The organism is Cupriavidus sp. H39, from assembly GCF_050271075.1.
Taxonomy (GTDB): Bacteria; Pseudomonadota; Gammaproteobacteria; order Burkholderiales; family Burkholderiaceae; genus Cupriavidus; species Cupriavidus necator_B.
On sequence record NZ_CP189848.1, the window covers coordinates 2,522,195 to 2,548,423 of the forward strand.

The window sequence follows — 26,229 nt, forward strand, 5'->3', positions numbered from 1 at the left end:
TGCAGGGTTGCGACGGAGTGTGCCACGATTTCGCCGCGCCCTGCCAGCGGCGTGGGCCCCGCCCGGCGCCTCAGGCGCCCGGGGTGCGCGCCAGCCGGTAGCCGCTGCCGCGCACGGTTTCGATCATGTTGCTGTATCCGCCCGGGGTCAGCGCGGCGCGCAGGCGCTTGATATGGACGTCGACGGTGCGCTCCTCGACAAAGACGTGATCGCCCCACACCTGGTCGAGCAATTGCGACCGGCTGTGCACACGCTCCGGGTGCGTCATCAGGAAGTGCAGCAGGCGGAACTCGGTGGGCCCCAGGTCGAGCTTGATCGGGCCGCTGTCATCCTGGCCGGTGACGCGGTGGGTGGCCGGGTCCAGCCGCAGGCCGTTGATCGCCACCACGTCGTCGGTCAGCTGCGGCGCGCGGCGGCGCAGCACGGCCTTGATCCGCGCCAGTAACTCCTTGGGCGAGAACGGCTTCGTGACATAGTCGTCGGCGCCGGCTTCCAGGCCCATCACCTTGTCCTGCTCCTCGCCGCGCGCGGTCAGCATGATGATGGGAATCTGGCGGGTACGGTCGTTGGCGCGCAACTCCTTGGCGAAGTTCGCGCCTGACTTGCCCGGAAGCATCCAGTCGAGCAGCACCAGGTCGGGCAGCACGTCGCTCATCAGCGACAGCGCTTGCTCGGCGTTATAGGCCCGGATCGGATAGTGCCCCGCGTGCTGCAGGTTCACGGCGATCAGTTCGGCGATCGCCGGTTCGTCTTCGACAACGAGAATACTGCTTGGCATGTGTATGGTTCTCCGTGGGCGGCTGATCTCAGCTCAGCGCTTCGCGCTCCATGTCCTCGCGCGAGACATGGCGGACGTCCGTCCCCTTGACAATGTAAATGATAAATTCCGCGATGTTCTTGGCGTGATCGCCGATGCGCTCGACGGCCTTGGCGATGAACAGGAAATCCAGCGCGACCGAGATCGTGCGCGGGTCTTCCATCATGTATGTGATCAGCTTGCGCACGAAGCCGCGGAATTCCTCGTCGATGGCCTTGTCGTCCTTGACGATGCGCGCCGCCGCCACCGTGTCGAGCCGGGCAAAGGCGTCCAGTGCCTGGCGCAGCAGCGAGATCGCCATCTCGCCCGACAGCTTGACCTCGGCGTAGTTGATGCTGTGCGCCGACGCATCTTCCATGATGTGCTTGGTGCGCTTGGCGATTTTTTCGGCCTCGTCGCCGGCGCGCTCCAGGTTGGTAATGGTCTTCGAGATCGCCATCACCAGGCGCAGGTCGCGCGCGGTCGGCTGGCGCCGGGCGATGATGTTGCCGCAATCGGCATCGATCTCGACTTCCAGCGCGTTGAGCTGGATCTCGCGGGCAATGACCTGGTCGGCGATGTCGGCGTCGAAGTCGGTCAGCGCGCGCATGGCCAGCTCGATCTGCGACTCGACCAGCCCGCCCATCTGCAGCAGCTTGGTATTGATGGCGTTGAGGTCTGCGTCGAACTGGGTCGACAGGTGCTTGTCAGTCATGGGATTCTCCTGGCCGCTTATGGATATGCTAGTCCCTGCCCTGCCCGTCAGCCGAACCGGCCGGTAATGTAGTCTTCGGTTTCCTTGCGGTGCGGCTTGATGAAGATCTTCTCGGTCTCGCCGAACTCGATCAGTTCGCCCAGGTACATGTAGGCGGTGTAGTCGGAGCAGCGCGCCGCCTGCTGCATGTTGTGCGTCACGATCACCACGGTGTACTCGTCCTTCAGTTCCGCGATCAGCTCTTCGATGCGGCCGGTGGAAATCGGGTCGAGCGCCGAGCATGGCTCGTCCAGCAGCAGCACCTCGGGGCGGATGGCGATGCCGCGCGCGATGCACAGCCGCTGCTGCTGGCCGCCGGACAGGCCGTAGCCCGATTGGTGCAGCTTGTCCTTGGCCTCGTTCCACAGCGCCGCCTTGCTCAACGCCCATTCCACGCGGTCGTCCATTTCCGAGCGCGACAGCTTCTCGAACAGGCGCACGCCGAAGGCGATGTTGTCGTAGATCGACATCGGGAACGGCGTCGGCTTCTGGAACACCATGCCGACCTTGGCGCGCAGCAGCGCGATGTCCTGCCTGGCGGTCAGCAGGTTGTCGCCGTCCATGTTGATCTCGCCCTCGGCGCGCTGCTCGGGATAAAGCGCGTACATCTTGTTGAAGGTGCGCAGCAGCGTCGACTTGCCGCAGCCCGAGGGACCGATGAAGGCCGTGACCTTGCGGTCCGGGATCGACATGTTGATGTCCTTCAGCGCATGGAACTGGCCGTAGTAGAAGTTCAGGTTGCGCACGTCGATCTTGGCGCGTACCGAATCGGGAATGTCGATGACGGTGGAGGTCATTGCGTTTTCTCGCTTGCAGTCTTGGGGCGGGGCGGATACCGGCCGCGCCGCTTATTTCTTGAACAGGATGCGCGCCAGGATATTCAGGGCCAGCACACCGATCGTAATCAGGAACACACCCGCCCAGGCCAGCTGCTGCCATTCGGTGAACGGGCTCATGGCAAAGCGGAAGATCGTTACCGGCAGATTGGCCATCGGCTTGTTCAGGTCGCTGGTCCAGAACTGGTTGGACAGCGCGGTGAACAGCAGCGGCGCGGTTTCGCCGGCGATGCGAGCCACCGCCAGCAACACGCCGGTCACAATCCCGGCGTACGATGACTTCACCGTGATCGACAGCACCATCTTCCACTTGGGCGCGCCCAGTGCGAAGGCCGCCTCGCGCAACGCGTTGGGCACCAGGTTCAGCATGTTCTCGGTGGTGCGCACCACGATCGGCACTTGCAGCAGCGCCAAGGCACAGATGCCGGCCCAGCCCGAAAAGTGGCCCATGCGGGTCACCACCAGCGCGTAGACAAAGAGGCCGATCACGATCGACGGCGCCGACAGCAGGATGTCGTTGATAAACCGGATCAGGCTGGCCAGCGGCGAGCTCTTGCCGTACTCGGCCAGGTAGATGCCGGCCAGGATGCCCAGCGGCGTGCCAAACAGCGTGGCCATGCCGACCATCACAAAGCTGCCGAAGATCGCGTTGGCCAGGCCACCGCCGGCGGTGTTAGGGGCCGGGGTCATCTGCGTGAACAGGTCCAGCGACAGCCCGCCCACGCCCAGCGAGACGGTGGTCCACAGGATCCACGCCAGCCAGAACAGGCCGAAGCCCATGGCCACCAGCGACGCGGTCAGCGCGTACAGGTTGACGCGGCGGCGGCGGCCCTGCAGGCGCGCGCGCACCGCATCGGCATCAGGGCGCACCGCGGGAATCGATACAGAAGACACGGCTTGACTCGCTTGGCTCATTTGGCGCCCTCATTTTTTGCCAGTCGCAGCAGCAACAGCTTGGACAGCGCCAGCACCACGAAGGTAATGAAGAACAGGATCAGGCCCAACTCCATCAGCGCGGCCGTATGCAGGCCGGCACCGGCTTCGGCGAACTCGTTGGCGAGCGCCGAGGTAATGCTGTTGCCCGGCGAGAACAGCGAGGCGCTATCCAGCAGGTTGGTATTGCCGATGACGAAGGTGACCGCCATGGTCTCGCCCAGCGCGCGGCCCAGGCCCAGCATCACGCCGCCGATGACGCCGGCGCGGGTGTACGGCAGCACCACGTTCCACATCACTTCCCAGGTGGTGCAGCCCACGCCGTAGGCGGATTCCTTGAGCAGCACCGGCTTGACTTCGAACACGTCGCGCATCACCGAGGCGATGTACGGGATGATCATGATCGCCAGGATCACGCCCGCGCACAGCAGGCCGATGCCCAGCGGCGCGCCCTGGAACAGCTTGCCGATCACGGGCAGCTGGCCCACCGTGGCGGCCAGGGGCTTCTGGAAATACTCGCCGAAGATCGGTGCGAACACCAGCAGGCCCCACATGCCGTACACGATCGACGGCACCGCGGCCAGCAGCTCGATGGCGGTGCCGAGCGGCCGGCGCAGCCAGGCGGGCGACAGCTCGGTCAGGAACAGGGCGATGCCGAAGCTGACCGGCACCGCGATGATCAGTGCGATCAGCGAGGTCACGATGGTGCCGTAGATCGGCACCAGCGCGCCATAGACATCGGCGGGAGGATCCCACTCCGCGGACCACAGAAAGCGCGCGCCGAAGGTCTGGATCGAGGGCCAGGCGCTGATCGCCAGCGAGACGATGATGCCGCCCAGCAGCAGCAGCGTCACGATGGCGGCGCCGCGCGTCAGGCCGCCGAACAGAATGTCGCCGAGCCGGCTCGGAGGCTGGACGCTGCGGGTGTCGGAGGGGATAGTCGCCATGTCGGAAAATTCGGGAGGGTTCGCCGGCCCGCGCGTGCACGCGAGCCGGCGATACCGTCAGATCAGTACAGCGCCTTGCCTGCAGAGTCCTTGACGATCGTCTTCCAGGTCGTGCGGATCTGGTTGACGACGTTTTCCGGCAGCGGCACGTAGTCCAGGTCGGCGGCCATGCCGGTGCCGTTCTTGTAGGCCCAGTCGAAGAACTTCAGCACTTCGGCGCCCTGTGCCGGCTTGTCCTGGTTCTTGTGCACCAGGATGAAGGTCGCGCCGGCGATCGGCCAGGCATCCTTGCCCGACTGGTTGGTCAGGATCTGGTAGTAGCTCTTGCTCCAGTCCGCGCCGGCGGCAGCGGCCTTGAAGGCGTCGTCGCCCGGCTTGACCACGGCACCCGAGGCGTTCTTCATGTTCAGGTGGGTCATCTTGTTCTGCTTGGCGTAGGCGTACTCGACATAGCCGATGGCGCCATTCAGGCGCTGCACGAAGGCGGCCACGCCCTCGTTGCCCTTGCCGCCGGTACCGCCGCCCGGCCAGTTGACCGTGGTGCCCTCGCCCACCGTGCTCTTCCAGTCAGCGCTGACCTTGGACAGGTAGTTGGTGAAGATGAAGGTGGTTCCCGAGCCGTCGGCGCGACGCACCGGCAGGATGTCCTGGCTCGGCAGCTTGGCTTGCGGGTTCAGCGCCTTGATCGCGGGATCGTCCCACTTCTTGATCTTGCCCAGGTAGATGTTGGCCAGCACTTCGCCGGTAATAGTCAGTTCGCCCGGTTTCACGCCTTGCAGGTTGATCACCGGCACCACGCCGCCGATCACCGTCGGGAACTGGACCAGGCCCTGCTTGTTCAGCTCCTCGTCCTTCAGCGGCGCGTCCGAGGCACCGAAATCGACCGTCTTGGCGCCAATCTGCTTGATGCCGCCCGACGAGCCGATCGATTGATAGTTGACCTTGTTGCCCGTTGCCTTGTTATATGCGTCGGCCCACTTGGAATACACGGGCGCCGGGAAAGACGCGCCTGCACCGGTAATTTCCGCCGCGAACGCAGTACCCGCCACCACCATCGAAACGATGCCTGCCACGGCAGTCTTGACCAGCTTCATATGTCCTCCAGAGAACATTGGTTGGGAATGACAAATTTTTGACAAGACGAACTTTATGCTGCCTGTATGACAATTCCGTGACATCTTCAAATCTTCTTGAAGCGGGCCTCCAGCAAGGCATCGTCGGGATGTGCCCGTCGCGGGGCGCGGGGAATATGACGGCGGTTAATTGCGAAGATAGATAAAAAAACGCCGGGACGAGCCCGGCGTTCGTGCCTCGGAGGGGAACCGTCAGGCACCTAGCGCGTCCGCCAGCTTCCTGGCTGCGCGCTCGGCCATGTCGGCCTGCTCCGCTTCGACCATCACGCGCACTACGGGCTCGGTGCCCGAGGCACGGATCAAGACCCGGCCGCGGCCTTCCAGTTCCGGTTCCACCACGGCCCGCGCTGCCTGCAGGCCGGCATGGGTCTGCCAGTCGAAACCCTTCTGCACGCGCACATTGATCAGCGTTTGCGGGAACAGCTTCACGCCGTCGAGCAGTTGCGCCAGCGTCTTGCCGCTGCGGCGCAGCGCGCCGAGCACCTGCAGCGCCGACACGATGCCGTCGCCGGTGCTGTGACGGTCCAGGCACAGCAAGTGGCCTGAACCCTCGCCGCCCAGCGTCCATTTGCGCTTGTTCAGCTCCTCAAGCACATAGCGGTCGCCCACCTTGGCGCGCACGAAATCCACGCCCTCGCGCTTGAGCGCCAGTTCCACCGCCATATTGGTCATCAGCGTGCCAACGGCACCGGGTACCGCCTGCCCGGCAGCCTGCCGGTCCCGCACGATCAGGTACAGCAGTTCGTCGCCGTTGTAGAGCCGGCCATCCGCATCCACCACCTGCAGCCGGTCGGCGTCGCCATCGAAGGCCAGGCCCAGGTCGGCGCCGTTGGCCTTGACCGCCTCGACCAGCTTCTCCGGCGCGGTGGCGCCGTAGCCGGCGTTGATATTGCGGCCGTTCGGCTGGTTGCCGATGGCGACCACGTCCGCGCCGAGTTCATGGAACACCGGCGGCGCGATGTGATAGGCCGCGCCATGGGCGCAGTCGACCACCAGCTTCAGGCCATGCAAGTCCTGCTCGTACGGGAAGGTGCTCTTGCAGAATTCGATATAGCGGCCGGCGGCATCGTCGATGCGGCGGGCGCGTCCCAGGTCGTCGGAGGGGGCGCACACCATGGGCTCGTCGAGGGCTGCTTCGATCGCCGCCTCGACCGCGTCGGGCAGCTTGTCGCCGCTGGCCGAGAAGAACTTGATGCCGTTGTCGTAGTAGGGGTTGTGGCTGGCCGAGATCACCACGCCTGCGGACAGCCGCAGCGCCCGCGTCAGGTAGGCGATGCCAGGGGTTGGCAGCGGCCCGGTCAGCAGCACATGCACCCCCGCCGAAGTGAAGCCGGCTTCCAGCGCGGCTTCCAGCATGTAGCCAGAAATGCGCGTGTCCTTGCCGATCAGCACGGTGGGCTTGCCCTGCCCAGTCCTAGCGCCATGTGCCAGCACCTTGCCCGCGGCATGGCCCAGCCGCATCACGAAGTCTGGCGTGATCGGCGCATCGCCGACCTTGCCTCGCACGCCATCTGTTCCGAAATACTTGCGTGTCATTCCTTGTTTCCCTTCTCTTCTGTGTTCTGTCTTCGTTGCGCGGCGCCGGGCGGCTCAGTCCGCGTTGACGGATTCGTTGCGCACGGCCCACCAGGTCTTCACGGCATCGACGGTCTGCTGCACATCATGCACGCGCACGATCAACGCACCGCGCTCCACCGCACATACCGCCGCGGCGATGCTGGCGGCGATGCGCTGCTGCGGCGGCCGGCCGCCCAGGATGGCACCCAGCGTGGATTTGCGCGAGATGCCCGCCAGCACCGGCAGGCCGTCCAGGGCCAGCTTCGGCAATTGCCCGAGCAGGCGCAAATTATGATCCGGTGTCTTGCCGAAGCCAAACCCCGGATCGAGGCAGATCCGGGCATCGTCGATTCCCGCGGCGCGCAGTACGGCGACACGCCCGGCCAGGAATTGCGCCACTTCGGCGACCACGTCGACGTAGTGCGGATCCTCCTGCATGGTTTGCGGATCGCGCTGCATGTGCATCACGCACAGGCCCGCTTGTCCGCCCGCCACCGCCTCGACCGCGCCTGGCATGCGCAAGCCCCAGATATCGTTGATGAGATCGGCTCCGGCCGCAAGCGCGGCGCGCATGACCTCCGGTTTATAGGTGTCGATCGACAACGGCTTGCCGCAGTCGCGCAGCGCTTCCACCACGGGGATCACGCGCGCCAGCTCGTCCGCGAGCGGTAGCGCCGCCGAGCCGGGCCGGCTCGATTCTCCGCCGATGTCGATGATGTCGACGCCCTCGGCGATCATCTGCTCGGCGTGGCGCAGCGCCCCGTCGCGGCTGGCATGCTGGCCGCCGTCGGAAAAGGAGTCGGGCGTGACGTTGAGGATGCCCATCACCAGCGGCCGCTGGTCCAGGGCAAAGCGGAAACGGCCGCACTGGAAGTGCCGGGTCTGAGTGGTCTGCTGCAAGGTAGGAAGGCTATGGCGATGCGCGCGGTTCGCCGCGCAAAAAAGGAAAAGCCGGTGCACCAGGCACCGGCTTCAGGGAGAGGCACTACACAGCCATCACGACGGCATCGTCACCAGGACGCGCGCCGGCTCAGGCCGTCGCAGGCGCGTTGGTCGGCGCCACCGGCGAGCCGCCCGAAGGCGTGCTGCCGCCACCGTTGGGACCCGACGCGCTACGCGGCGGGCGCGGCGGCTTGCCGGCCATGATGTCGTTGACCTGATCGGCATCGATGGTTTCCCATTCCATCAGCGCGTTGGTCATGGCTTCGACCTTGTCGCGGTTCTCTTCGAGCAGGCGCTTGGCCAGCGCATATTGCTCGTCGATGATGCGGCGGATCTCGGCGTCGACCTTCTGCTGCGTGGCTTCGGACACGGTCTTGGACGACAGCTTGCCGAACATGCCGTCCTGCTCGGTATCGACGTAGACCATCGCACCCAGCGAATCGCTCATGCCGAAGCGGGTCACCATGTCGCGCGCGATCTTGGTGGCGCGCTCGAAGTCGTTGGAAGCGCCCGTGCTCATGGCGTTGAGGAAGACCTCTTCCGCCGCGCGGCCGCCGAAGAGGATGGCCACCTCTTCCAGCATGCTGTCCTTGTACTTCGAATACTTGTCATGCTCCGGCAGCTGCCAGGTCACGCCCAGCGCCCAGCCACGCGGCATGATGGTGACCTTGTGCACCGGGTCGGCCTTGGGCAGCAGCTTGGCAACCACCGCGTGGCCCGACTCGTGGTAAGCCGTGGCGCGGCGCTCTTCCTCGCGCATGACCGTCGACTTGCGCTCCGGACCCATGTAGATCTTGTCCTTGGCGTCCTCGAAGTCCTGCATGTCGACCACGCGCTTGTTGCGGCGGGCGGCGAACAGCGCGGCCTCGTTGACCAGGTTGGCCAGGTCGGCGCCCGAGAAGCCCGGCGTGCCACGCGCGATCACCGAGGCGTCGACGTCGTTGCCGATCGGCACCTTGCGCATGTGGACCTTCAGGATCTGCTCGCGGCCGCGGATGTCCGGCAGGCCCACGTAGACCTGGCGGTCGAAGCGGCCCGGACGCAGCAGCGCCTTGTCCAGCACGTCGGCACGGTTGGTCGCAGCGATCACGATCACGCCCGAGTTGGCCTCGAAGCCGTCCATCTCGACCAGCATCTGGTTCAGGGTCTGCTCGCGCTCGTCGTTGCCGCCGCCCATGCCGGCGCCACGATGGCGGCCGACCGCGTCGATTTCATCGATGAACACGATGCAGGGCGCCTGCTTCTTGGCATTCTCGAACATGTCGCGCACGCGGGCCGCGCCCACGCCAACGAACATTTCAACGAAGTCGGAACCCGAGATGCTGAAGAACGGCACCTTGGCCTCGCCGGCGATGGCGCGCGCCAGCAGCGTCTTGCCGGTGCCCGGAGGGCCGACCAGCAGCACGCCGCGCGGGATGCGGCCACCCAGCTTCTGGAATTTCTGCGGATCCTTGAGGAAGTCGACCAGCTCGACCACTTCTTCCTTGGACTCGTCGCAGCCGGCCACGTCCTGGAACGTGACGGCGTTCTGGTTCTCGTCGATCAGGCGCGCACGCGACTTGCCGAATGAGAATGCGCCGCCTTTTCCGCCACCCTGCATCTGACGCATCATGTAGAACCAGAACACGATGATCAGCAGGGTCGGCCCAAGGTAATACAGGGCCTGGACCAGCACGTTGGGTTCGTCGTCCGCCTTGCCGGTGACCTGCACACCGTACTTCATCAGGTCGCCGACCATCCAGATGTCGCCCGGCGAGATGATGGTGTACTTGGCGCCTTCCTTGGGCGAGATCACCAGGTTGCGGCCCTGCACGTCGACCCGCGACACCTTGCCGTTCTTGGCGTCATCCATGAACTGCGAATAGGTGACGCTGTCCTGCGCACGGGGCTTGTCGAACTGCTTGAAGACGGTAAACAACACCAGCGCGATCACGAGCCAGATTGCCGCCTTTTGAAACAGGTTGTTATTCAAGGCCGAACTCCTTTGCAATTGCCTTGCCAACGGATAGCTGCATTGTAATGCAGCCCCCGCCCTCGAGGGGAAACAGAGAAACTATGATGCCGATAGCACCGGGTGAGGGTATTTCCCTCTACATTTCTTATTCCGCCCTGGCTTGTATCGAGATCGGTCAATCCACTGCCTTGAGGTAGCGCCCAAGGATAAAGGTTTCGGAAGACTTGTCGCGCGACGCCTTGGGCTTGCGCTTCGCGACCACTTTGAACTGCCGTTTGAACTTTTCCACGATCTGGCTGTAGCCGCTCCCGTGGAAACACTTTACCAGCAATGCCCCCTCCGGCTTAAGGTGGGCCTGCGCGAATTCCAGCGCTAGGTCGCACAGGTACTCGATCCGGGCAGCGTCGGCGGAGGCCACACCGGACAAGTTGGGGGCCATGTCCGACAAAACAAGGTCTATCTTGTTGCCCCCGGAGGCGTCCAGCACCACACTTTCGAGTTCGCGGAAGACCGTTTCCTCGCGGAAATCGCCCTGGATGAAAGTGACGTCCGCGACAGCCTCCATGGGGAGCAGGTCGATCGCCACGACGGCGCCGTCAATTTTGCCGTCCTTGGCCCGGGGCGAGTCCGCCAGCTTGTTGCGGGCGTACTGGCTCCAGCTCCCCGGCGCCGCGCCCAGGTCGACAATCACCTGGCCCGGACGGATCAGCTTGTCCTGCTCGTCGATTTCCTTGAGCTTGTACGCCGCGCGGGCGCGATAGCCTTCGCGCTGCGCCATTTTCACGTACGGGTCGTTGATGTGGTCGTGCAGCCACGAATGGTTGAACTTGTTCTTTGCCATGCCAGATACCAGCCTGTTCCCTGCCCGCGCGCGCCGGTTGCGCCGGCGGCAAAGGTTTTCCTACTGTTTTGATGATTTTGCTGCCCGACAGTGCCGGATTGACGGATAATACGCGCCAATCCGCATACCGGCTGGCCGCCAAGCGGCGACCGCCGGCAGCCTGTTCCCGCCCGCCTTGTCCCGAACGGCGCGGGCTGCAGCGCCCGATTACCAGCGCCAAGCGCTCTATCACTATTTCAAGCGCCCTTATTCAGCGCCAACCTATGCCCGCTCTACAACTAGTCCCCGCCCAGCGCTCTGACCTGCGCTCCCGTGCCCATGCCCTGAACCCGGTCGTGATGGTCGGCGCCGAAGGCCTGACCCGCAACGTGCTGGCCGAGATCGACCGCAGCCTCGCTGCGCACGACCTGATCAAGATCCGCGTGTTCGGCGATGACCGCGAAGCCCGCATTGCCATCTACGAAGAAATCTGCGACCAGCTCAGCGCCGCGCCGATCCAGCATATCGGCAAGCTGCTGGTGGTATGGCGTCCGGGCGAAGCGCGCCTGAAGGAAAACCAGGCCGAAGACCTGGGCCGCCATACGCCGGCCCGCCGCGGCGGCGCCGCCCCGCGCACGGTAACCGTAAAGAAGCCCAGCGCCGCGCCGAACCGCCGTCCGACCCGCAAGGAAGTCACCGTGCTTGGCAACGAGCGCGTCACCGCCGGCGGCAATGTGAAGCGCTCGCGCGTACGCCCGACCAGCCAGAAGAAGAAGTCGCTGGGCTGAACGCTACCCGCTGACCGCACCGCGGGGTCGCCGCCAGGCGCCCCGATGCCGGCACGCCACGCTTGTGGCCGGGCCGGCACCGCCTCACTCCCCCGCCGAGCGCGGCGCCGAAGCGCGCCACACCAGCGCCAGCGCAAGCAGGCTTTGCAGCAGGTAGAAGGCGCTGGACACGCCGTGCAGCATGCCGAATTGCGCCTTGTATGGCGACTCCGAAACGCCCACGCCCAGCGCCAGCGCCTTGTCCTTCAGGCTGCCCATGAACGGCTGGATACCGAAGTAGCCGACCAGCACGCAGCACAGCATGCCCAGCACCAGCCAGCGCAGGGCGCGGTAGCGCTGCGCGCCGCGCCGGATCATCACGTTGCACAGCACCAGCTGCAGCACGCCGATGGTCGTGCCGACGATGGCTTCGGTATAAAACAGGTGGCCGGCGATCATGCCTGCCATCTCGCGGCTGGGCAGCACCGAAAACAGCGTCGGCGCCACCATGTAGCCGACGGTCCACAGGCTGCCTGCCCACACCACCGTCAGCAGCAAGAAGATGCGGTGCGGCAGCGGCGGCAGGTTGTTATAGGAACTGGAGAACACAAGCCGGCCTTTCCGGTGGCCGGCGCAGGCGCAAGCCCGCCGGCCGGGCCGGCATCAGATGTAGCGTACGGTAATGACTTCGTACTCGCGCTCGCCGCCCGGGGCCAGCACGGTTGCGACGTCGCCTTCGAACTTGCCGATCAGCGCGCGCGCGATGGGCGAGCTGACCGAGATCTTGCCGGCGTCGAGGTCGGCCTCGTCATCGCCGACGATCTGGTAGCTGACCGGGCTGCCGGACTCCAGGTCCTCGAGATCGACGGTCGCACCGAAGACGATGCGGCCGTCGGTATCCAGCTGGGTCGGGTCGATGATCTGCGCCGCCGACAGCTTGGCCTCCACTTCCAGGATGCGACCTTCGATAAAGGCCTGCTTTTCCTTGGCGGCGTCGTACTCGGCGTTTTCAGACAGGTCGCCCTGGGCGCGCGCTTCCGAGATGGCATTGATCACCGCCGGACGCTCGACAGCCTTCAGGCGCTGCAACTCCTCCTTCAGGAGCTCTGCGCCACGCTTGGTAATCGGAATGGTGCTCATGTCTTCGTTCAACAAAAAAATGAGCCGCAGCGGAGCTGGAGCCATCCCCGGCAAACCCCGCCAGGGCACTTCCGCTCAACCGCGGCTTTCAGACAGGATCGAACGCGGGCACGCCGGTTCGATCGACGAATTTGACGTAGTTTAGGCCAGGAAGCCCGCCGGCAGCAACTGCGGCGGGCTTCCCGGGCAGGGCCGCCGCAATGCGGACGGCCCTTTTACGATGTGTTGCTGACTTACCTTGACGGCATCAGGCCAGCGAGGCATGCAGGCCCTGCAGGTCGTAGACCTCCAGGCTCTGCATGTGCTTCAGGCCTTCCACCGCGGCGCGCGCGCCGGCGATGGTGGTGTAGTAAGGAATGCGATGCGCCAGCGCCGAGATACGAATCGAGCGCGAATCGGCGATCGCACCGCGGGTTTCGTCCACGGTGGTGAACACCAGCGCCAGTTCGCCGTTCTTGATCATGTCGACGATATGCGGACGGCCGTCCTTGACCTTGTTGACCACCTTGACCGGAATGCCGGCGGCCTCGATCGCCGAAGCGGTGCCGCGCGTGGCGACGATCGGGTAGCCCATGTCGTGCAGCATGCGGGCCACGGCCACCGCGCGCGGCTTGTCGCTGTCCTTCACGGTGATCAGCACGGCACCCTTCTCCGGCAGGCGCGAGCCCGCGGCCAGCTGGCTCTTGAACAGGGCCTCGCCGAAGCTCTTGCCCACGCCCATCACTTCGCCGGTCGAACGCATTTCAGGTCCGAGCACCGGATCGACGCCCGGGAACTTGTTGAACGGGAACACCGCCTCCTTGACGCTGTAGTACGGCGGGATCACCTCGTCGCCGATGCCCTGCTCGTCCAGCGACTGGCCGGCCATGCAGCGCGCGGCAATCTTGGCCAGCTGCATGCCGGTGGCCTTGGACACGTACGGCACGGTGCGCGAGGCGCGCGGGTTCACTTCCAGCACGTAGACCGTGTCGACACCGTTGTTCTGCTGGATCGCGAACTGTACGTTCATCAGGCCGACCACGTTGAGGGCCTCGGCCATCGCCGCGGTCTGGCGCTTCAGTTCGGCCACGGTTTCGGCCGACAGCGAGTACGGCGGCAGCGAGCAGGCGGAATCGCCCGAGTGCACGCCGGCCTGCTCGATGTGCTCCATCACGCCGCCGATGAACACGCGCTTGCCGTCGCACAGGGCGTCGACATCGCATTCGATGGCGTCGTTCAGGAAGCGGTCTAGCAGCACCGGCGAATCGTGCGAGACCTTGACGGCCTCGCGCATGTAGCGCTCGAGGTCGCGCGGCTCATGCACGATTTCCATGGCGCGGCCGCCCAGCACGTACGACGGGCGCACCACCAGCGGGTAGCCGATTTCTTCCGCCAGGCGCAGCGCTTCATCCTCGGCGCGCGCGGTGCGGTTGGGCGGCTGGCGCAGGCCGAGTTCCTGCAGCAGCTTCTGGAAGCGCTCGCGGTCTTCGGCCGCGTCGATCATGTCGGGGCTGGTGCCGATGATGGGCACGCCGTTGCGCTCCAGGTCCAGCGCCAGCTTCAGCGGGGTCTGGCCGCCATACTGCACGATCACGCCGACCGGCTTTTCGATCGCGACGATTTCCAGCACGTCTTCGAGCGTCACCGGCTCGAAGTACAGGCGGTCCGAGGTGTCATAGTCGGTCGACACGGTTTCCGGGTTGCAGTTGACCATGATGGTCTCGTACCCGTCTTCGCGCAGTGCCAGCGCGGCGTGCACGCAGCAGTAGTCGAACTCGATGCCCTGGCCGATCCGGTTCGGGCCGCCGCCCAGCACCATGATCTTCTTCTTGTCGGTCGGTGCGGCTTCGCACTCGCCATGCTCGGCCTCGTAGGTCGAGTACATGTAGGCGGTGTTGGTGGCGAATTCGGCCGCGCAGGTGTCCACGCGCTTGTAGACCGGGCGCACGTTCTGGGCGATGCGCGCTTCGCGCACGGCCTTGGCATCGGTCTTCAGCAGCCGCGCCAGACGACGGTCCGAGAAGCCCTTCTGCTTCAGGAAGCGCAGCTCGGCGGTCGACAGGCTGTCCAGCGTGCGCGACTTGACCAGGCCTTCGGTCTTGACGATGTCTTCGATCTGGGCCAGGAACCACGGATCGATGGCGGTCTCGTGATAGACCTCTTCCAGCGACATGCCCAGGCGGAAGGCGTCGCCCACGTACCAGATGCGGTCGGGGCCGGCCTCGCCGATTTCCTCGACGATCTCGTCGCGGTCGGTGGACTTTTCGTCCAGCCCGTCAACGCCGACTTCCAGGCCGCGCAGCGCCTTCTGGAACGATTCCTGGAAGGTGCGGCCCATCGCCATCACCTCGCCGACCGACTTCATCTGGGTGGTCAGGTGGCTGTCGGCCTGCGGGAATTTCTCGAAGGCAAAACGCGGCACCTTGGTCACCACGTAGTCGATCGACGGCTCGAACGATGCCGGCGTCGCGCCGCCGGTGATCTCGTTCTTCAGTTCGTCCAGCGTGTAGCCCACGGCCAGCTTGGCCGCGACCTTGGCGATCGGGAAGCCGGTGGCCTTCGAAGCCAGCGCCGACGAGCGCGACACGCGCGGGTTCATCTCGATGACGATCATGCGACCGTCCTTCGGGTTGATCGAGAACTGCACGTTGGAACCGCCGGTGTCGACGCCGATCTCGCGCAGCACCGCCAGCGAGGCGTTGCGCAGGATCTGGTATTCCTTGTCGGTCAGGGTCTGGGCCGGGGCCACGGTGATCGAATCGCCCGTGTGGATGCCCATCGGGTCCAGGTTCTCGATCGAGCAGATGATGATGCAGTTGTCCTGCTTGTCGCGGACCACTTCCATCTCATACTCTTTCCAGCCCAGCAGCGATTCCTCGATCAGCAGCTCGCGCGTCGGCGACAGGTCCAGGCCGCGCTTGCAGATTTCTTCGAATTCTTCGCGGTTGTAGGCAATGCCGCCGCCGGTGCCGCCCAGCGTGAACGACGGGCGGATCACGATCGGGTAACCGCTGGTGCCGGTGTCCTGCGCGATGCGCGCCTGCACGGCGACAGCCTCGTCCATCGAGTGGGCGATGCCGGACTTGGCCGAACCCAGGCCGATCTTGGTCATCGCGTCCTTGAACTTCTGGCGGTCCTCGGCCTTGTCGATGGCTTCCGGCGACGCGCCGATCAGCTCCACCTTGTACTTGTCGAGCACGCCATGGCGATGCAGGTCCAGCGCGCAGTTCAGCGCGGTCTGGCCGCCCATGGTCGGCAGGATCGCGTCGGGGCGCTCCTTCTCGATGATGCGTTCGACCACTTCCCAGGTGATCGGCTCGATGTAGGTCACGTCGGCTGTGGCCGGGTCGGTCATGATGGTCGCCGGGTTCGAGTTGACCAGGATGACCTTGAAGCCTTCTTCGCGCAGCGCCTTGCAGGCCTGCGCGCCGGAGTAGTCGAACTCGCACGCCTGGCCGATGATGATGGGGCCCGCGCCGATGATCAGGATGCTCTTGATGTCTGTGCGTTTTGGCATTGCACGCTCTCTTTATGGGCCGGCCCGCCTTGCCTGCGGACCGCGCCGGTAATCAGGGAATCCGTCCGGATTCGAAAATATCGTCTGGCTCAGTTCATCGTGGCCGTCGCCAGCTTGGCGCCGAAACCGATGAACATCGCGCCTACCCCGCTGGACATGCCGGCCGACAGCCGGCGGCGGCGCCGGAACGCCTCGGCCAGCTTCGCGCCCACGAAGATGATCGTGGTCAGGTAGGCAAAGCTGCAGATCTGGCACACCAGCCCCAGCACGCCGAACGACAGCACCGGGTACGCAAAGGCCGGGTCGACGAACTGGATGAAGAACGAGATGAAGAACAGGATCGCCTTCGGGTTCAGCAGGCTGATCAGCAGCGCCTTGCGGAACGGGTCGGACTGGTCCGGCGTCGCCGCCGGCACTGCCGCGCCCGCGGCCTCGCCGCGCGCCGCCCAGTTGCGCAGCGCGCCGCGCAGCATGTTGAAGCCGATCCACGCCAGGTAGGCCGCGCCGATGTACTTCACCACGTAGAACAGCGCCGGGCTGGCCTTGAGCAGCGAAGCCACGCCCGCCGCCGACAGCACCATCAGCACGAAGTCGCCCAGGAACACTCCGCACGCACCCTTGTAGCCGGCGCGCACGCCGCGCTGCGCCGCCACCGACAGCACGTACATCGAGTTCGGTCCCGGCAGCAGCACGATGAAGATAGTGCCCAGCACATAGGTCCAGAAATCGGTGATGCCGAAAGCGGTATGCATGAAGGCGTTCATGGGGTGTCCCGGTGTCTCTCGCTGTGCCCGCGCGCTTACTTGCGTGCGTCGGTCATCAGCTGGATGAAGCGGTCGAACAGGTAAGCCACGTCGTTCGGGCCGGGCGAGGCTTCCGGGTGGCCCTGGAAGCAGAACGCCGGCTTGTCGGTCAGCGCGAAGCCCTGCAGCGAACCGTCGAACAGCGACTTGTGCGTGACGCGCACGTTGGCGGGCAGCGTCTCGGCGTCGACCGCGAAGCCGTGGTTCTGCGACGTGATCACCACGCGGCCGTCCTCCAGGTCCTTGACCGGATGGTTGGCACCGTGGTGGCCGAACTTCATCTTCAGGGTCTTGGCGCCGACCGCCAGGGCCATGATCTGGTGGCCCAGGCAGATGCCGAAGGTCGGGATGCCGCGCTCGATGAACTCGCGCGTGGCGGCGATGGCGTAATCGCACGGCTCGGGGTCGCCGGGGCCGTTGGACAGGAACACGCCGTCCGGATTCAGCGCCAGCGCGTCGGCCGCACTGGCCTGCGCCGGCAGCACCGTGACCTTGCAGCCGCGCTCGGCCAGCATGCGCAGGATGTTGTACTTGACGCCGTAGTCATAGGCCACCACGTGGAACTGCGGCTGGTCCTGCTTGCCATAGCCCTCGCCCAGCTTCCATTCGGACTGGGTCCACGCATACGGTTCCTTGACCGAGACCACCTTGGCCAGGTCCATGCCGGCCAGGCCGGGGAACGAGCGGGCCAGGTCGATGGCCTTCTGGACATTGTCCTCGCCGGCCAGGATGCAGCCGTTCTGGGCACCCTTCTCGCGCAGGATACGCGTCAGCTTGCGGGTATCGATGCCGGCGATCGCCACCACCTTTTCCTGCTTCAGGTAGTGGGCAAGGGTGTGCTCCTTGCGGAAATTGGAGGCCAGGATCGGCAGATCCTTGATGATCAGGCCGGCGGCATGGACTTTCGTGGCTTCGACATCCTCAGGGTTGACCCCGTAGTTACCGATATGCGGATACGTCAGCGTGACGATCTGCCGCGAGTAACTCGGGTCGGTGAGGATTTCCTGGTAACCGGTGATGGCGGTGTTGAACACCACTTCACCGATGGTATGGCCGGAAGCGCCAATGGAATAGCCACGAAAGACCGTGCCGTCTGCTAGCGCGAGAATGGCGGACGGAAAAGACGGTAACACGGGTAGGCTCCTGCTGGACTCACCCCGTGACCGACCAATCGACGCCTCGTGCCCCCCAGGCTGGATCCGTGACGGCGGCAGCGGCATTGCGCCGATGCGGTCGGATCCGGTCGCGACCTGCTCCTTGCGTCACATTGAGTGCGGACGGCAAAGGCGGCGCGGATGGGGGCGGCGGAAGGTGGAAAGCGGTTGGCGCTAGGGTGAAGGGTTCTGAAAGCGAAACTTTCGAATTATATCCCGCGCCACCCAATTTCTCAAGTTTTCAAGGACTTGCGCGCGCCAGGGCGGCAATGCCGCCGCGCTGGCGGCTGCCGCCCTGTGGCTGTCCGCCGCCCCGCTTGCACCCCGGGACGGGGATTACCGCAGTGGCGGCACCACCGCCGTTACCTCGATTTCTACCTTGGCGCGCGGCTCGACCAGGTCCGCGACCTCAACCGCCGTCATCGCCGGAAAGTGGCGGCCGATGATGGCCCGGTAATGTTCGCCGATCGCCCCATAGGCGCCGACATACTCGGCCTTGTCCTTCACGTACCAGGTCATGCGGACGATATGTTCGGGCCGCGCGTCGCCGGCCGCCAGCACCGCCACGACGTTGCGCAGCGTCTGCGCCACCTGCAGGCCGACGTCGTCCGTTTCGAATTCGCATTGGCCGTTCCAGCCGATCTGGCCGCTGATGAAGAGCAGGCGGCTGCCGGCCTGCATCTCGGTCATCATGCCGTTGGCGTAGCCGCGCGGCGGCGCCCAGTCGGGCGGCTGCAGGATCTTCATGTCGTTTCCCTGTGGTTGCTTGATATGGGTGGATGGAAATTCGGGCTCAGGCCGTGGCAACCAGATAGCGGGCCATGGCCTCGCGCACGGATTCGGGCAGCGGCTGCGGCGCTATCGCGCCGGTGTCGACGCAGACCAGCCGTTGCGTCACTTCCATGCGGGTATCGTCATGCGGGCCGGCAAAGCGGATCGCCAGCGTGAAGCTGGACTGGCCCAGCTTCAGCACCCGCAATTCGCGCGTCAGCACCTCGCCCAGCCGGCTGGGTGCCAGGAAGCGGCACTCCAGTTCAGCCGTGGGCACGCCGGCGCGGCCTTCGCCATGCATGGCATCGAACGGCCAGCCCAGCGCCTCGCCGAACCAGTCCTCGATCAGGTCATTGAGCATTTCGAAGTAGCGCGGGTAGAACACGATGCCGGCGGCGTCGCAGTGCTTGAAGCGCACCAGCACGTTGTTGCGGAAGACCTCGCTCATGGCTTCCCCGCCTGGTCGTTGCCGCCATCGCCAGCCTTGCCCTGCTCGGCCATCTGGCGCAGCCGGAAGCGCTGCAGCTTGCCGGTCTCGGTGCGCGGCAGCGCCGACACGAACTCGATGCGGCGCGGGTATTTGTAGGGGGCGATCTGGCGCTTCACGTAATCCTGCAGTGCGGTGCGGGTCGCGTCATCGGCCGCGACGCCCTCGCGCAGCACCACGTAGGCCATTACCACCCGGCCGCGCCCGTCGTCCGGCGCGCCGACCACGCCGCATTCGGCCACGGCCTCGTGCTGCATCAGCGCACTTTCCACCTCGGGCCCGGCGATGTTGTAGCCGGCCGAGATGATCATGTCGTCAGAGCGTGCCTGGTAGAAGTAGTAGCCGTCCGCGTCGGCCATGAAGGTATCGCCGGGCAGGTTCCAGCCCGCCTTCACGTAATTGGCCTGGCGCGGGTCGTCCAGGTAGCGGCACCCGGTGGGGCCCTGCACCGCGAGCTTGCCGACCTGGCCGGGCGGCAAGGGCTGCATGTTCTCGTCGACGATCTGCGCGACATAGCCCGGCACCACGCGCCCGATCGCGCCCGGCCTGACATCGGCGCCGGCGCTGGAGATGAAGATATGCATCATCTCGGTACCGCCGATGCCGTCGATCATCTCGATGCCGGTGGCAGCCTTCCAGCTCTGGCGCGTGGCATCGGGCAGCGCTTCGCCGGCAGAAACACTTTTCTTCAGGCTGGACAGCGCATAGCGCGGCGCCAGCGCCGCCATCTGCCGGTAGAAGGTTGGCGCGGTAAAGACGATGGTGGCGCGAAAATCCTGGATCAGTTCCAGCAGCGTCTCGGGCGTCAGCTTCTCGGCCAGCACGGCGCTGGCGCCGATACGCAGCGGGAAGCACAGCATGCCGCCCAGGCCGAAGGTAAAGGCAATCGGCGGCGTGCCGCAGAACACGTCGTCCGGCTGCGGCCGCAGCACATGGCGCGGGAACAGGTCGCACATGGCCAGCACGTCGCGGTGGAAATGCATGGTGCCCTTGGGCTGGCCGGTGGTGCCGCTGGTAAAGGCGATCAGGCAGACATCATCGCTGGCGGTATCGCAGGCATCGAAGGCATCCGGCTTGCCCGCGATCGCCGCCTCCAGCGAGCCCTCGCCTTCCCCGTTGAAATACAGCGTGCGCGCCAGGCTCGGGCAATGGCATTCGCCACCGGCCCGCTGGTTGGCGTCGAGCTCCTCGCGCAGCCGCACATCGCACAGCGCCGCCGTGACCTGCGCCTTGTCGATGATCTGCTTCAGCTCCCTGGCGCGCAGCAGCGGCATGGTCGGCACCGCGACCAGCCCGGCCTTCAGCGTGGCCAGCCAGCTGGCCGCCATCATCAGGTGGTTGGGGCCGCGCAGCAGCACGCGGTTGCCGGGCACCAGTCCCATGTCCTCGACCAGCACATGGGCAATGCGGTTCACCAGCGCCGCCAGCTGTGCGTAGCTGACCGTCTCGATGCGGCCGTCGCGGCGATGGCGGATGGCGATGCGCTCGCCGCGGCCTTCGCGCACGTGGCGGTCGACCAGCTCTGCCGCTGCGTTGATCCGCTCTGGGTAGTCGGTATCGGCATTGAAGCGGAACACCGGCCACAGGTCTTGCGGCGGCAGGCGGTCGCGCGCGAAGGTATCGAGGTGGGCTGTGGTCGCCATGGCTTGTCTCCTGTCTGCTCTGTATCGGTACGGCAGTTCGTCGGGTAGCGCGTGGGCCGTCAGACCTGATGCCCGGCCAGTGTCTCGCGCGCGATAATCAGCTTCTGCACTTCCGTGGCGCCTTCATAGATGCGCAGCGAGCGGATCTCGCGGTACAGGCTTTCCACGCGCGTGCCGACCCGGACGCCAAGGCCGCCGAACATCTGCACCGCGCGGTCGATCACCTGCTGCGCGTTCTCGGTGGCGACCATCTTGGCCATGGCCGCCTCGCGCGTGGTGCGCTGCCCCTTGACATCGCGCAGCCACGCCGCCCGGTAGGTCAGCAGTGCCGCGGCATCGATGGCGGTGGCCATGTCGCCGATGGCGGCCTGCGTCAGCTGCAGGTCGGCCAGCACGCCGCCGAACATCGGGCGTGCGCAGGCGCGCGCCAGCGCATCGTCCAGCGCGGCGCGGCCAAAGCCCAGCGCCGCCGCCGCGACCGAGGCGCGGAAGATGTCGAGCGTCATCATCGCTACCTTGAAGCCCTGCCCGGCCTCGCCCAGCCGGTTGCCCACCGGCACGCGGCACTGGTCAAAGCGCAGCGTGGCCAGCGGATGCGGCGCCATCACGTCGATGCGCTCGGCAATGGTGAGGCCGGGCGTATCGGCGTCGACCACCAGCGCCGTAATGCCGCGCGCGCCCGGCGCCTCGCCGGTGCGCACAAACACGCAGTAGAAGTCGGCGATGCCGCCGTTCGAGATCCAGGTCTTGGCGCCATCGACCACATAGTGGCTGCCGTCGTCCGACAGGCGCGCGCTGCATTGCATCGCGGCGACATCCGAGCCGGCCTCCGGCTCTGACAGCGCGAACGCCGCAATCGCCTCGCCGCGGGCTACGCGCGGCAGGTAACGCGCACGCAGCGCGTCGCTGCCCGCCAGCGAGATCGCACCCGATCCCAGCCCCTGCATGGCAAAGGCAAAATCGGCCAGGCCGTCATGGCGCGCGAGCGTCTCGCGCAGCAGGCACAGCGAGCGCGAATCGAGCTTCGGCAGCGCGCCGCCATGCGCGGCCGGCACGCAGTAGCGCAGCCAGCCGGCCTCGCCCAGCTGCCGCACCAGCGCGCGGCACGCGGCATCGGTGTCACTGTGGTCGACCTGCAGGTGCTGTGCGCACCAGCCGTCGAGTTCGCGCTCCAGTGCGCGGTGGGCGTCGTCGAACAGCGGCAGATCCAGGTAGGTCTTGTCGGACATGACGATTCAGTCCCCTTCGAATACCGGCTTCGTCTTCGCGACGAAGGCTTCATAGGCGCGGCGGAAATCGCGCGTCTGCATGCAGATGGCCTGCGCCTCGGCCTCGGCCTCGATGGCCTCGTCCAGGCCCATGTTCCATTCCTGGTGCAGCAGCTTCTTGGTCACGCCGTGCGCAAAGGTCGGGCCGGCGGCCAGTTGCGCGGCCAGCGCCTGCGCCTGCGCCAGCACCGCTTCGGACGGATGCAGCGCGTTGAAGAAGCCCCACTGCAGCCCTTCGTCCGCGCTCATCGAGCGGCCCGTGTACAGCAGCTCGCTGGCACGGCCCTGCCCGATCACGCGCGGCAGCAGCGTGCACGCGCCCATGTCGGCGCCGGCCAGGCCGACGCGCGTGAACAGGAACGCGGTCCTGGCCTGCGCCGTGCCCAGGCGCATGTCGGAGGCCAGCGCCATCATCGCGCCGGCGCCGGCGCAGATGCCGTCGACCGCGCTCACCACCGGCTGCGGGCACGCGCGCATCGCCTTGACGAGGTCGCCGGTCATGCGCGTGAAGTCGAGTAGTTCCGGCATCGACATGCGCGTCAGCGGGCCGATGATTTCATGCACGTCGCCGCCGGAGCAGTAGTTGCCGCCGGCACCGGTCACCACCACCGCCTTGATGTCGCTGGCGTAGCACAGGCCGCGGAACAGGTCGCGCAGTTCGGCGTAGGAATCGAAAGTCAGCGGGTTCTTGCGTTCGGGCCGGTTCAGCGTCACGGTGCCGACCTTGCCGTCGCCGGACACCGACCACAGGAAGTGTTCAGGCTGGTAGCCGGCAAAGCTGCGCTTGTGGTGGCGCATGTCGAGTGCGATCTCTGTCATGGGTTCTCTCGTTGTCTGGTGCAGTCAGTGGGCTTCAACCCGCCATCACTTCGCCGCCGGCGACGGCGATCGCCTGCCCGGTCATGGCGGCGGCGGTCGGCTGGCACAGCCAGGCCACCGCGTCGGCCACTTCGTCGGGCTGGACCAGCCGATGTTGCGGGTTGCGCGCGGCCAGCTCGGCGCGCGCCTGTGCCTCGGTGCGGCCGGTCTTGCCGACGATATTGGCGACGGCGTCGCGCACGATATCGGTTTCGGTATAGCCGGGGCACACCGCGTTGACGGTCACGCCCCTGGCCGCGGTTTCCAGCGCGAGCGCGCGCGTCAGGCCGATCACGCCGTGCTTGGCGGCGCAGTACGCGCTGACATAGCCATAGCCGGTCAGCCCCGCCGTGCTGGCTACGTTGACGATGCGGCCCCAGCCCGCCTCCAGCATCGCCGGCAGCGCCGCCTGCGTGCACAGGAAGGTGCCGGTCAGGTTGACGTCCAGCATGCGCTGCCACAGCGCGGCATCGGTCTTCAGGAACGGCGCGCTGTGCGCCTGGCCGGCATTGTTGACCAGCATCGCGACCGGACCGCCCTGCTCCGTGGCCGCGGCAAAGGCGCGCGCAACGCTGCCGGCATCGGCAATGTCGGCCGTGACGTATGCAACGACCGCCCCCGCCGGCGCCTGCTCGCGCAGCGCCTGCACCGTGGCTTGCAGCGTGCCGGCATCGCGCCCCAGCAGCGTGACGCTGGCGCCATCGGCCAGCAGCCGCCGCGCGATCGCCGCGCCGATCCCGCGCCCGCCGCCGGTGACCAGCGCGTGGCGCCCCGCCAATGCACCCGCTGCGCCGATCATGCCTGCTTCTCCTGCGCCGCGGCGCGTTCGAGATTGGTTTCCAGCTGCCGCTTGCCGGCCAGGTACTGCTTGGGCCAGGCAATATCGCGGTAGCCGATGCGCGCCGCTTCGTGCAGCGTCCAGGCCGGGTTGGCCAGATGCGGCCGGGCGATCGCGCACAGGTCGGCGCGGCCCGCGGCGATGATCGAGTCGACATGGTCGGCCTCGAAGATCGCGCCCACCGCAATGGTGGCGATGCCGGCCTCGTTGCGGATGCGGTCGGCAAACGGGGTCTGGTACATGCGCCCATAGACCGGCGCCTGATCGGGGCTGACCTGGCCCGACGAGCAGTCGATCATGTCCGCGCCTGCAGCCTTGAAGGCGCGCGCAATCTCGACCGCGTCATCGGGCGTGATGCCGCCCTCGACCCAGTCATGCGCGGAAATGCGCACTGACATCGGCTTGTCTTGCGGCCACACCGCGCGCACCGCGGCAAAGACCTCGAGCGGATAGCGCAGCCGTGCCGCCAGCGATCCGCCGTATTCGTCCTCGCGCGTATTGGTCAGCGGCGAGATAAAGCTCGACAGCAGGTAGCCGTGCGCGCAATGCAGCTCGAGCCAGTCGAAGCCCGCCTCTGCGGAGCGCCGCGCGCTGGCGACAAAATCATCGCGCACGCGGTCCATGTCCGCGCGCGTCATCTCGCGCGGCGTCTGCGATTCGCCCGGCAGGTAAGGCAGCGGCGACGCCGAGAGCACCGGCCAGTTGCCCGCCGGCAGCGGATGGTCCATCGCCTCCCAGCCGAGCTGGGTCGAGCCCTTGCGGCCCGCGTGGCCGATCTGCATGGCGATGCGCGCATCGCTGTTGGCATGCACGAAAGCGACAATGCGCCGCCACGCGTCGCGCTGCGCGTCGTTCCACAAGCCCGGGCAGCCCGGCGTGATGCGCGCGTCGGGCGACACGCAGGTCATCTCGGCCACCACCATGCCGGCGCCGCCAAGCGCGCGCGCGCCCAGGTGAACCAGATGAAAGTCGCCCGGCACGCCGTCGGTGCAGGAATACATCGCCATCGGCGACACCACCACGCGATTCTTCAGCGTTACCCCGCGCAGGCGGAACGGCGTGAACATCGGCGGCAGCGGCTGGTGCTCGCGCAGCCGCAGGCTGTCCGCCGGCACGCCGGCCTGCTGCGCCAGCCAGTGCTCGAACTGCGCCACGTAGCCGGCGTCGCGCACGCGCAGGTTCTCATGCGAGATGCGTTGCGAACGCGTCAGCAGCGAATAGGCGAACTGTTCCGGCGGCAGGCTGCCGGCATAGCGCTCGACGTTCTCGAACCACTCGGTCGAGTTGCGCGCCGCGTTCTGGATCTTCAGTACTTCCACGCCGCGCGTGGCTTCGTAGCGCGCCAGCGCGTCGGGCAGCCCGTCATGGCCCTTGCCGCGGATTTCGCGCGCCAGGTCGATGGCATCTTCCAGTGCCAGCTTGGTGCCGGAACCGATCGAGAAATGCGCGGTGTGCGCGGCGTCGCCCATCAGCACCACGGGCACGCGGCGACCGTCCGGCAAGGTGTTCCAATGCACCCACTGCCGGCAGATCACGCGCGGGAAGCGGATCCAGATCGCCGAGCCGCGCAGGTGCGCCGCATTGGTGATCAGCTTGTTGCCGTCGAGGTAGCGCGCGAACAGTGTCTCGCAGTACGCCACGCCCTCTTCCTGGCTCATCTCTTCGATGCCGGCGGCGCGCCAGACCGATTCCGGCGCCTCGACGATAAAGGTCGAGGTGTTGTCGTCGAAGCGGTACGCATGCGCCTGGAACCAGCCGTGCTCGGTCTTTTCGAAGGCAAAGGTGAAGGCGTCGAACAGCTTGTGCGTGCCCAGCCAGACAAAGCGGCACTGGCGCGTGTCGATATCCGGCTGGAAGGTGTCGGCATAGCGCGCGCGGATCCGGCTGTTGAGGCCGTCGGAGGCGATCACCAGGTCGGCCTGGTATTGCATGGCCAGGGCCTGGTCGTCGGACACATCGGTCTCGAACACCAGCTTCACCCCGAGCGCTTCGCAGCGCGCCTGCAGGATGTTGAGCAGGCGCTTGCGGCCGATGCCGATAAAGCCGTGGCCGCCCGAGCGAATCGTGCGCCCGCCGATATGGATGTCGATATCGTCCCAGTGGTTGAACGCGGCGTTGATCTCCGCGGCGCTGACCGGGTCGGCTTCCTTCAGGTTGTCCATGGTGGCGTCGGAGAACACCACGCCCCAGCCGAAGGTGTCGTAGGGCCGGTTGCGTTCGACCACGATGACCTCGTTGGCCGGGTCCTGCAGTTTCATCAGCAGGCCGAAGTACAGGCCGGCGGGGCCTCCGCCAATACAAAGCACACGCATCTGTTGCCTCCTGCCGGCTG

The 26,229-nt window shown here is 66.2% G+C and carries 23 protein-coding genes; 1 reads left to right on the top strand and 22 read right to left on the bottom strand.

Annotated features, from left to right (window positions below; all coding sequences use genetic code 11):
- Positions 1 to 70: 70 nt before the first annotated feature.
- The 10 genes from phoB to ACOCMH_RS27055 form a co-directional block, all read right to left on the bottom strand.
- A complete protein-coding gene (gene phoB, locus ACOCMH_RS27010) occupies positions 71 to 778 on the bottom strand; it encodes a phosphate regulon transcriptional regulator PhoB (RefSeq protein WP_022535813.1) in 708 nt (235 codons plus the stop codon).
- 28 nt (positions 779 to 806) lie between these two features.
- Positions 807 to 1,511 carry a phosphate signaling complex protein PhoU gene (gene phoU, locus ACOCMH_RS27015; protein ID WP_427310212.1) on the bottom strand — a complete coding sequence of 235 codons (705 nt, stop codon included), beginning with the start codon at positions 1,509 to 1,511 and terminating at the stop codon, positions 807 to 809.
- 47 nt (positions 1,512 to 1,558) lie between these two features.
- Positions 1,559 to 2,347: a phosphate ABC transporter ATP-binding protein PstB gene (gene pstB / locus ACOCMH_RS27020; protein ID WP_427310214.1), complete on the bottom strand. Its 789-nt coding sequence runs from the start codon at positions 2,345 to 2,347 to the stop codon at positions 1,559 to 1,561.
- A 51-nt stretch (positions 2,348 to 2,398) separates the two neighbouring features.
- A complete protein-coding gene (gene pstA, locus ACOCMH_RS27025; RefSeq protein ID WP_427310216.1) occupies positions 2,399 to 3,301 on the bottom strand; it encodes a phosphate ABC transporter permease PstA in 903 nt (300 codons plus the stop codon).
- Positions 3,298 to 4,266 carry a phosphate ABC transporter permease PstC gene (gene pstC, locus ACOCMH_RS27030; RefSeq protein ID WP_427310218.1) on the bottom strand — a complete coding sequence of 323 codons (969 nt, stop codon included), beginning with the start codon at positions 4,264 to 4,266 and terminating at the stop codon, positions 3,298 to 3,300. The genes pstA and pstC overlap by 4 nt, the downstream gene beginning before the upstream one ends.
- 62 nt (positions 4,267 to 4,328) lie before the next feature.
- Positions 4,329 to 5,360: a phosphate ABC transporter substrate-binding protein PstS gene (gene pstS / locus ACOCMH_RS27035; protein ID WP_427310220.1), complete on the bottom strand. Its 1,032-nt coding sequence runs from the start codon at positions 5,358 to 5,360 to the stop codon at positions 4,329 to 4,331.
- 231 nt (positions 5,361 to 5,591) lie between these two features.
- On the bottom strand, positions 5,592 to 6,935 hold the full coding sequence (glmM, locus tag ACOCMH_RS27040; RefSeq protein WP_427310222.1) for a phosphoglucosamine mutase: 1,344 nt from the start codon (positions 6,933 to 6,935) through the stop codon (positions 5,592 to 5,594).
- A gap of 54 nt (positions 6,936 to 6,989) precedes the next feature.
- On the bottom strand, positions 6,990 to 7,781 hold the full coding sequence (folP, locus tag ACOCMH_RS27045; protein WP_427313377.1) for a dihydropteroate synthase: 792 nt from the start codon (positions 7,779 to 7,781) through the stop codon (positions 6,990 to 6,992).
- Positions 7,782 to 7,986: 205 nt separating this feature from the next.
- Positions 7,987 to 9,870: an ATP-dependent zinc metalloprotease FtsH gene (gene ftsH, locus ACOCMH_RS27050; RefSeq protein ID WP_171517872.1), complete on the bottom strand. Its 1,884-nt coding sequence runs from the start codon at positions 9,868 to 9,870 to the stop codon at positions 7,987 to 7,989.
- A 157-nt stretch (positions 9,871 to 10,027) separates the two neighbouring features.
- The gene (locus ACOCMH_RS27055) at positions 10,028 to 10,693 is read right to left on the bottom strand and encodes an RlmE family RNA methyltransferase (protein ID WP_171517873.1); all 666 of its coding nucleotides are present in this window, start codon (positions 10,691 to 10,693) and stop codon (positions 10,028 to 10,030) included.
- A 263-nt stretch (positions 10,694 to 10,956) separates the two neighbouring features.
- Here ACOCMH_RS27055 and ACOCMH_RS27060 point away from each other — a divergent pair, with 263 nt between their 5' ends.
- Positions 10,957 to 11,460, top strand: coding sequence for a YhbY family RNA-binding protein (locus ACOCMH_RS27060; RefSeq protein WP_427310225.1), 504 nt, complete (start codon positions 10,957 to 10,959; stop codon positions 11,458 to 11,460).
- An 84-nt stretch (positions 11,461 to 11,544) separates the two neighbouring features.
- On the opposite strand, the gene ACOCMH_RS27065 is transcribed toward ACOCMH_RS27060, so the two are convergent.
- The 12 genes from ACOCMH_RS27065 to ACOCMH_RS27120 form a co-directional block, all read right to left on the bottom strand.
- Entirely contained in the window at positions 11,545 to 12,048 is a 504-nt protein-coding gene (locus ACOCMH_RS27065; RefSeq protein WP_427310227.1) for a DUF4149 domain-containing protein, read from the bottom strand.
- A gap of 54 nt (positions 12,049 to 12,102) precedes the next feature.
- A complete protein-coding gene (greA, locus tag ACOCMH_RS27070; RefSeq protein WP_092309418.1) occupies positions 12,103 to 12,579 on the bottom strand; it encodes a transcription elongation factor GreA in 477 nt (158 codons plus the stop codon).
- Positions 12,580 to 12,826: 247 nt separating this feature from the next.
- Positions 12,827 to 16,075, bottom strand: coding sequence for a carbamoyl-phosphate synthase large subunit (gene carB / locus ACOCMH_RS27075; RefSeq protein WP_427310229.1), 3,249 nt, complete (start codon positions 16,073 to 16,075; stop codon positions 12,827 to 12,829).
- Between the two features lie 89 nt (positions 16,076 to 16,164).
- Complete coding sequence (gene leuE, locus ACOCMH_RS27080) at positions 16,165 to 16,839, bottom strand: leucine efflux protein LeuE (RefSeq protein WP_427310231.1); 675 nt, start codon at positions 16,837 to 16,839, stop codon at positions 16,165 to 16,167.
- A 35-nt stretch (positions 16,840 to 16,874) separates the two neighbouring features.
- Positions 16,875 to 18,011 (bottom strand): glutamine-hydrolyzing carbamoyl-phosphate synthase small subunit, encoded by a 1,137-nt coding sequence (gene carA / locus ACOCMH_RS27085; RefSeq protein ID WP_427310233.1) that lies wholly within the window; start codon positions 18,009 to 18,011, stop codon positions 16,875 to 16,877.
- A gap of 357 nt (positions 18,012 to 18,368) precedes the next feature.
- The gene (locus tag ACOCMH_RS27090; RefSeq protein WP_427310235.1) at positions 18,369 to 18,779 is read right to left on the bottom strand and encodes a RidA family protein; all 411 of its coding nucleotides are present in this window, start codon (positions 18,777 to 18,779) and stop codon (positions 18,369 to 18,371) included.
- Positions 18,780 to 18,825: 46 nt separating this feature from the next.
- Positions 18,826 to 19,251 (bottom strand): acyl-CoA thioesterase, encoded by a 426-nt coding sequence (locus ACOCMH_RS27095; protein ID WP_427310237.1) that lies wholly within the window; start codon positions 19,249 to 19,251, stop codon positions 18,826 to 18,828.
- The gene (locus ACOCMH_RS27100) at positions 19,248 to 20,933 is read right to left on the bottom strand and encodes an AMP-binding protein (RefSeq protein WP_427310239.1); all 1,686 of its coding nucleotides are present in this window, start codon (positions 20,931 to 20,933) and stop codon (positions 19,248 to 19,250) included. The genes ACOCMH_RS27095 and ACOCMH_RS27100 overlap by 4 nt, the downstream gene beginning before the upstream one ends.
- A gap of 59 nt (positions 20,934 to 20,992) precedes the next feature.
- A complete protein-coding gene (locus ACOCMH_RS27105) occupies positions 20,993 to 22,162 on the bottom strand; it encodes an acyl-CoA dehydrogenase family protein (protein ID WP_427310240.1) in 1,170 nt (389 codons plus the stop codon).
- 6 nt (positions 22,163 to 22,168) lie between these two features.
- Entirely contained in the window at positions 22,169 to 23,020 is an 852-nt protein-coding gene (locus tag ACOCMH_RS27110; protein WP_427310242.1) for an enoyl-CoA hydratase family protein, read from the bottom strand.
- 34 nt (positions 23,021 to 23,054) lie between these two features.
- A complete protein-coding gene (locus tag ACOCMH_RS27115; protein ID WP_427310244.1) occupies positions 23,055 to 23,858 on the bottom strand; it encodes an SDR family NAD(P)-dependent oxidoreductase in 804 nt (267 codons plus the stop codon).
- Positions 23,855 to 26,209, bottom strand: a complete 2,355-nt coding sequence (locus tag ACOCMH_RS27120) for a bifunctional salicylyl-CoA 5-hydroxylase/oxidoreductase (RefSeq protein WP_427310245.1) — start codon at positions 26,207 to 26,209, stop codon at positions 23,855 to 23,857. The genes ACOCMH_RS27115 and ACOCMH_RS27120 overlap by 4 nt, the downstream gene beginning before the upstream one ends.
- Between the last annotated feature and the right edge of the window lie 20 nt (positions 26,210 to 26,229).

Bases quoted from the DNA above. Each gene is read 5' to 3' on its own strand.
- phoB (WP_022535813.1), bottom strand. From the start codon at position 778: ATGCCAAGCAGTATTCTCGTTGTCGAAGACGAACCGGCGATCGCCGAA.
- phoU (WP_427310212.1), bottom strand. From the start codon at position 1,511: ATGACTGACAAGCACCTGTCGACCCAGTTCGACGCAGACCTCAACGCC.
- pstB (WP_427310214.1), bottom strand. From the start codon at position 2,347: ATGACCTCCACCGTCATCGACATTCCCGATTCGGTACGCGCCAAGATC.
- pstA (WP_427310216.1), bottom strand. From the start codon at position 3,301: ATGAGCCAAGCGAGTCAAGCCGTGTCTTCTGTATCGATTCCCGCGGTG.
- pstC (WP_427310218.1), bottom strand. From the start codon at position 4,266: ATGGCGACTATCCCCTCCGACACCCGCAGCGTCCAGCCTCCGAGCCGG.
- pstS (WP_427310220.1), bottom strand. From the start codon at position 5,360: ATGAAGCTGGTCAAGACTGCCGTGGCAGGCATCGTTTCGATGGTGGTG.
- glmM (WP_427310222.1), bottom strand. From the start codon at position 6,935: ATGACACGCAAGTATTTCGGAACAGATGGCGTGCGAGGCAAGGTCGGC.
- folP (WP_427313377.1), bottom strand. From the start codon at position 7,781: ATGGGCATCCTCAACGTCACGCCCGACTCCTTTTCCGACGGCGGCCAG.
- ACOCMH_RS27055 (WP_171517873.1), bottom strand. From the start codon at position 10,693: ATGGCAAAGAACAAGTTCAACCATTCGTGGCTGCACGACCACATCAAC.
- ACOCMH_RS27060 (WP_427310225.1), top strand. From the start codon at position 10,957: ATGCCCGCTCTACAACTAGTCCCCGCCCAGCGCTCTGACCTGCGCTCC.
- greA (WP_092309418.1), bottom strand. From the start codon at position 12,579: ATGAGCACCATTCCGATTACCAAGCGTGGCGCAGAGCTCCTGAAGGAG.
- carB (WP_427310229.1), bottom strand. From the start codon at position 16,075: ATGCCAAAACGCACAGACATCAAGAGCATCCTGATCATCGGCGCGGGC.
- leuE (WP_427310231.1), bottom strand. From the start codon at position 16,839: ATGAACGCCTTCATGCATACCGCTTTCGGCATCACCGATTTCTGGACC.
- ACOCMH_RS27090 (WP_427310235.1), bottom strand. From the start codon at position 18,779: ATGAAGATCCTGCAGCCGCCCGACTGGGCGCCGCCGCGCGGCTACGCC.
- ACOCMH_RS27095 (WP_427310237.1), bottom strand. From the start codon at position 19,251: ATGAGCGAGGTCTTCCGCAACAACGTGCTGGTGCGCTTCAAGCACTGC.
- ACOCMH_RS27100 (WP_427310239.1), bottom strand. From the start codon at position 20,933: ATGGCGACCACAGCCCACCTCGATACCTTCGCGCGCGACCGCCTGCCG.
- ACOCMH_RS27105 (WP_427310240.1), bottom strand. From the start codon at position 22,162: ATGTCCGACAAGACCTACCTGGATCTGCCGCTGTTCGACGACGCCCAC.
- ACOCMH_RS27110 (WP_427310242.1), bottom strand. From the start codon at position 23,020: ATGACAGAGATCGCACTCGACATGCGCCACCACAAGCGCAGCTTTGCC.
- ACOCMH_RS27115 (WP_427310244.1), bottom strand. From the start codon at position 23,858: ATGATCGGCGCAGCGGGTGCATTGGCGGGGCGCCACGCGCTGGTCACC.
- ACOCMH_RS27120 (WP_427310245.1), bottom strand. From the start codon at position 26,209: ATGCGTGTGCTTTGTATTGGCGGAGGCCCCGCCGGCCTGTACTTCGGC.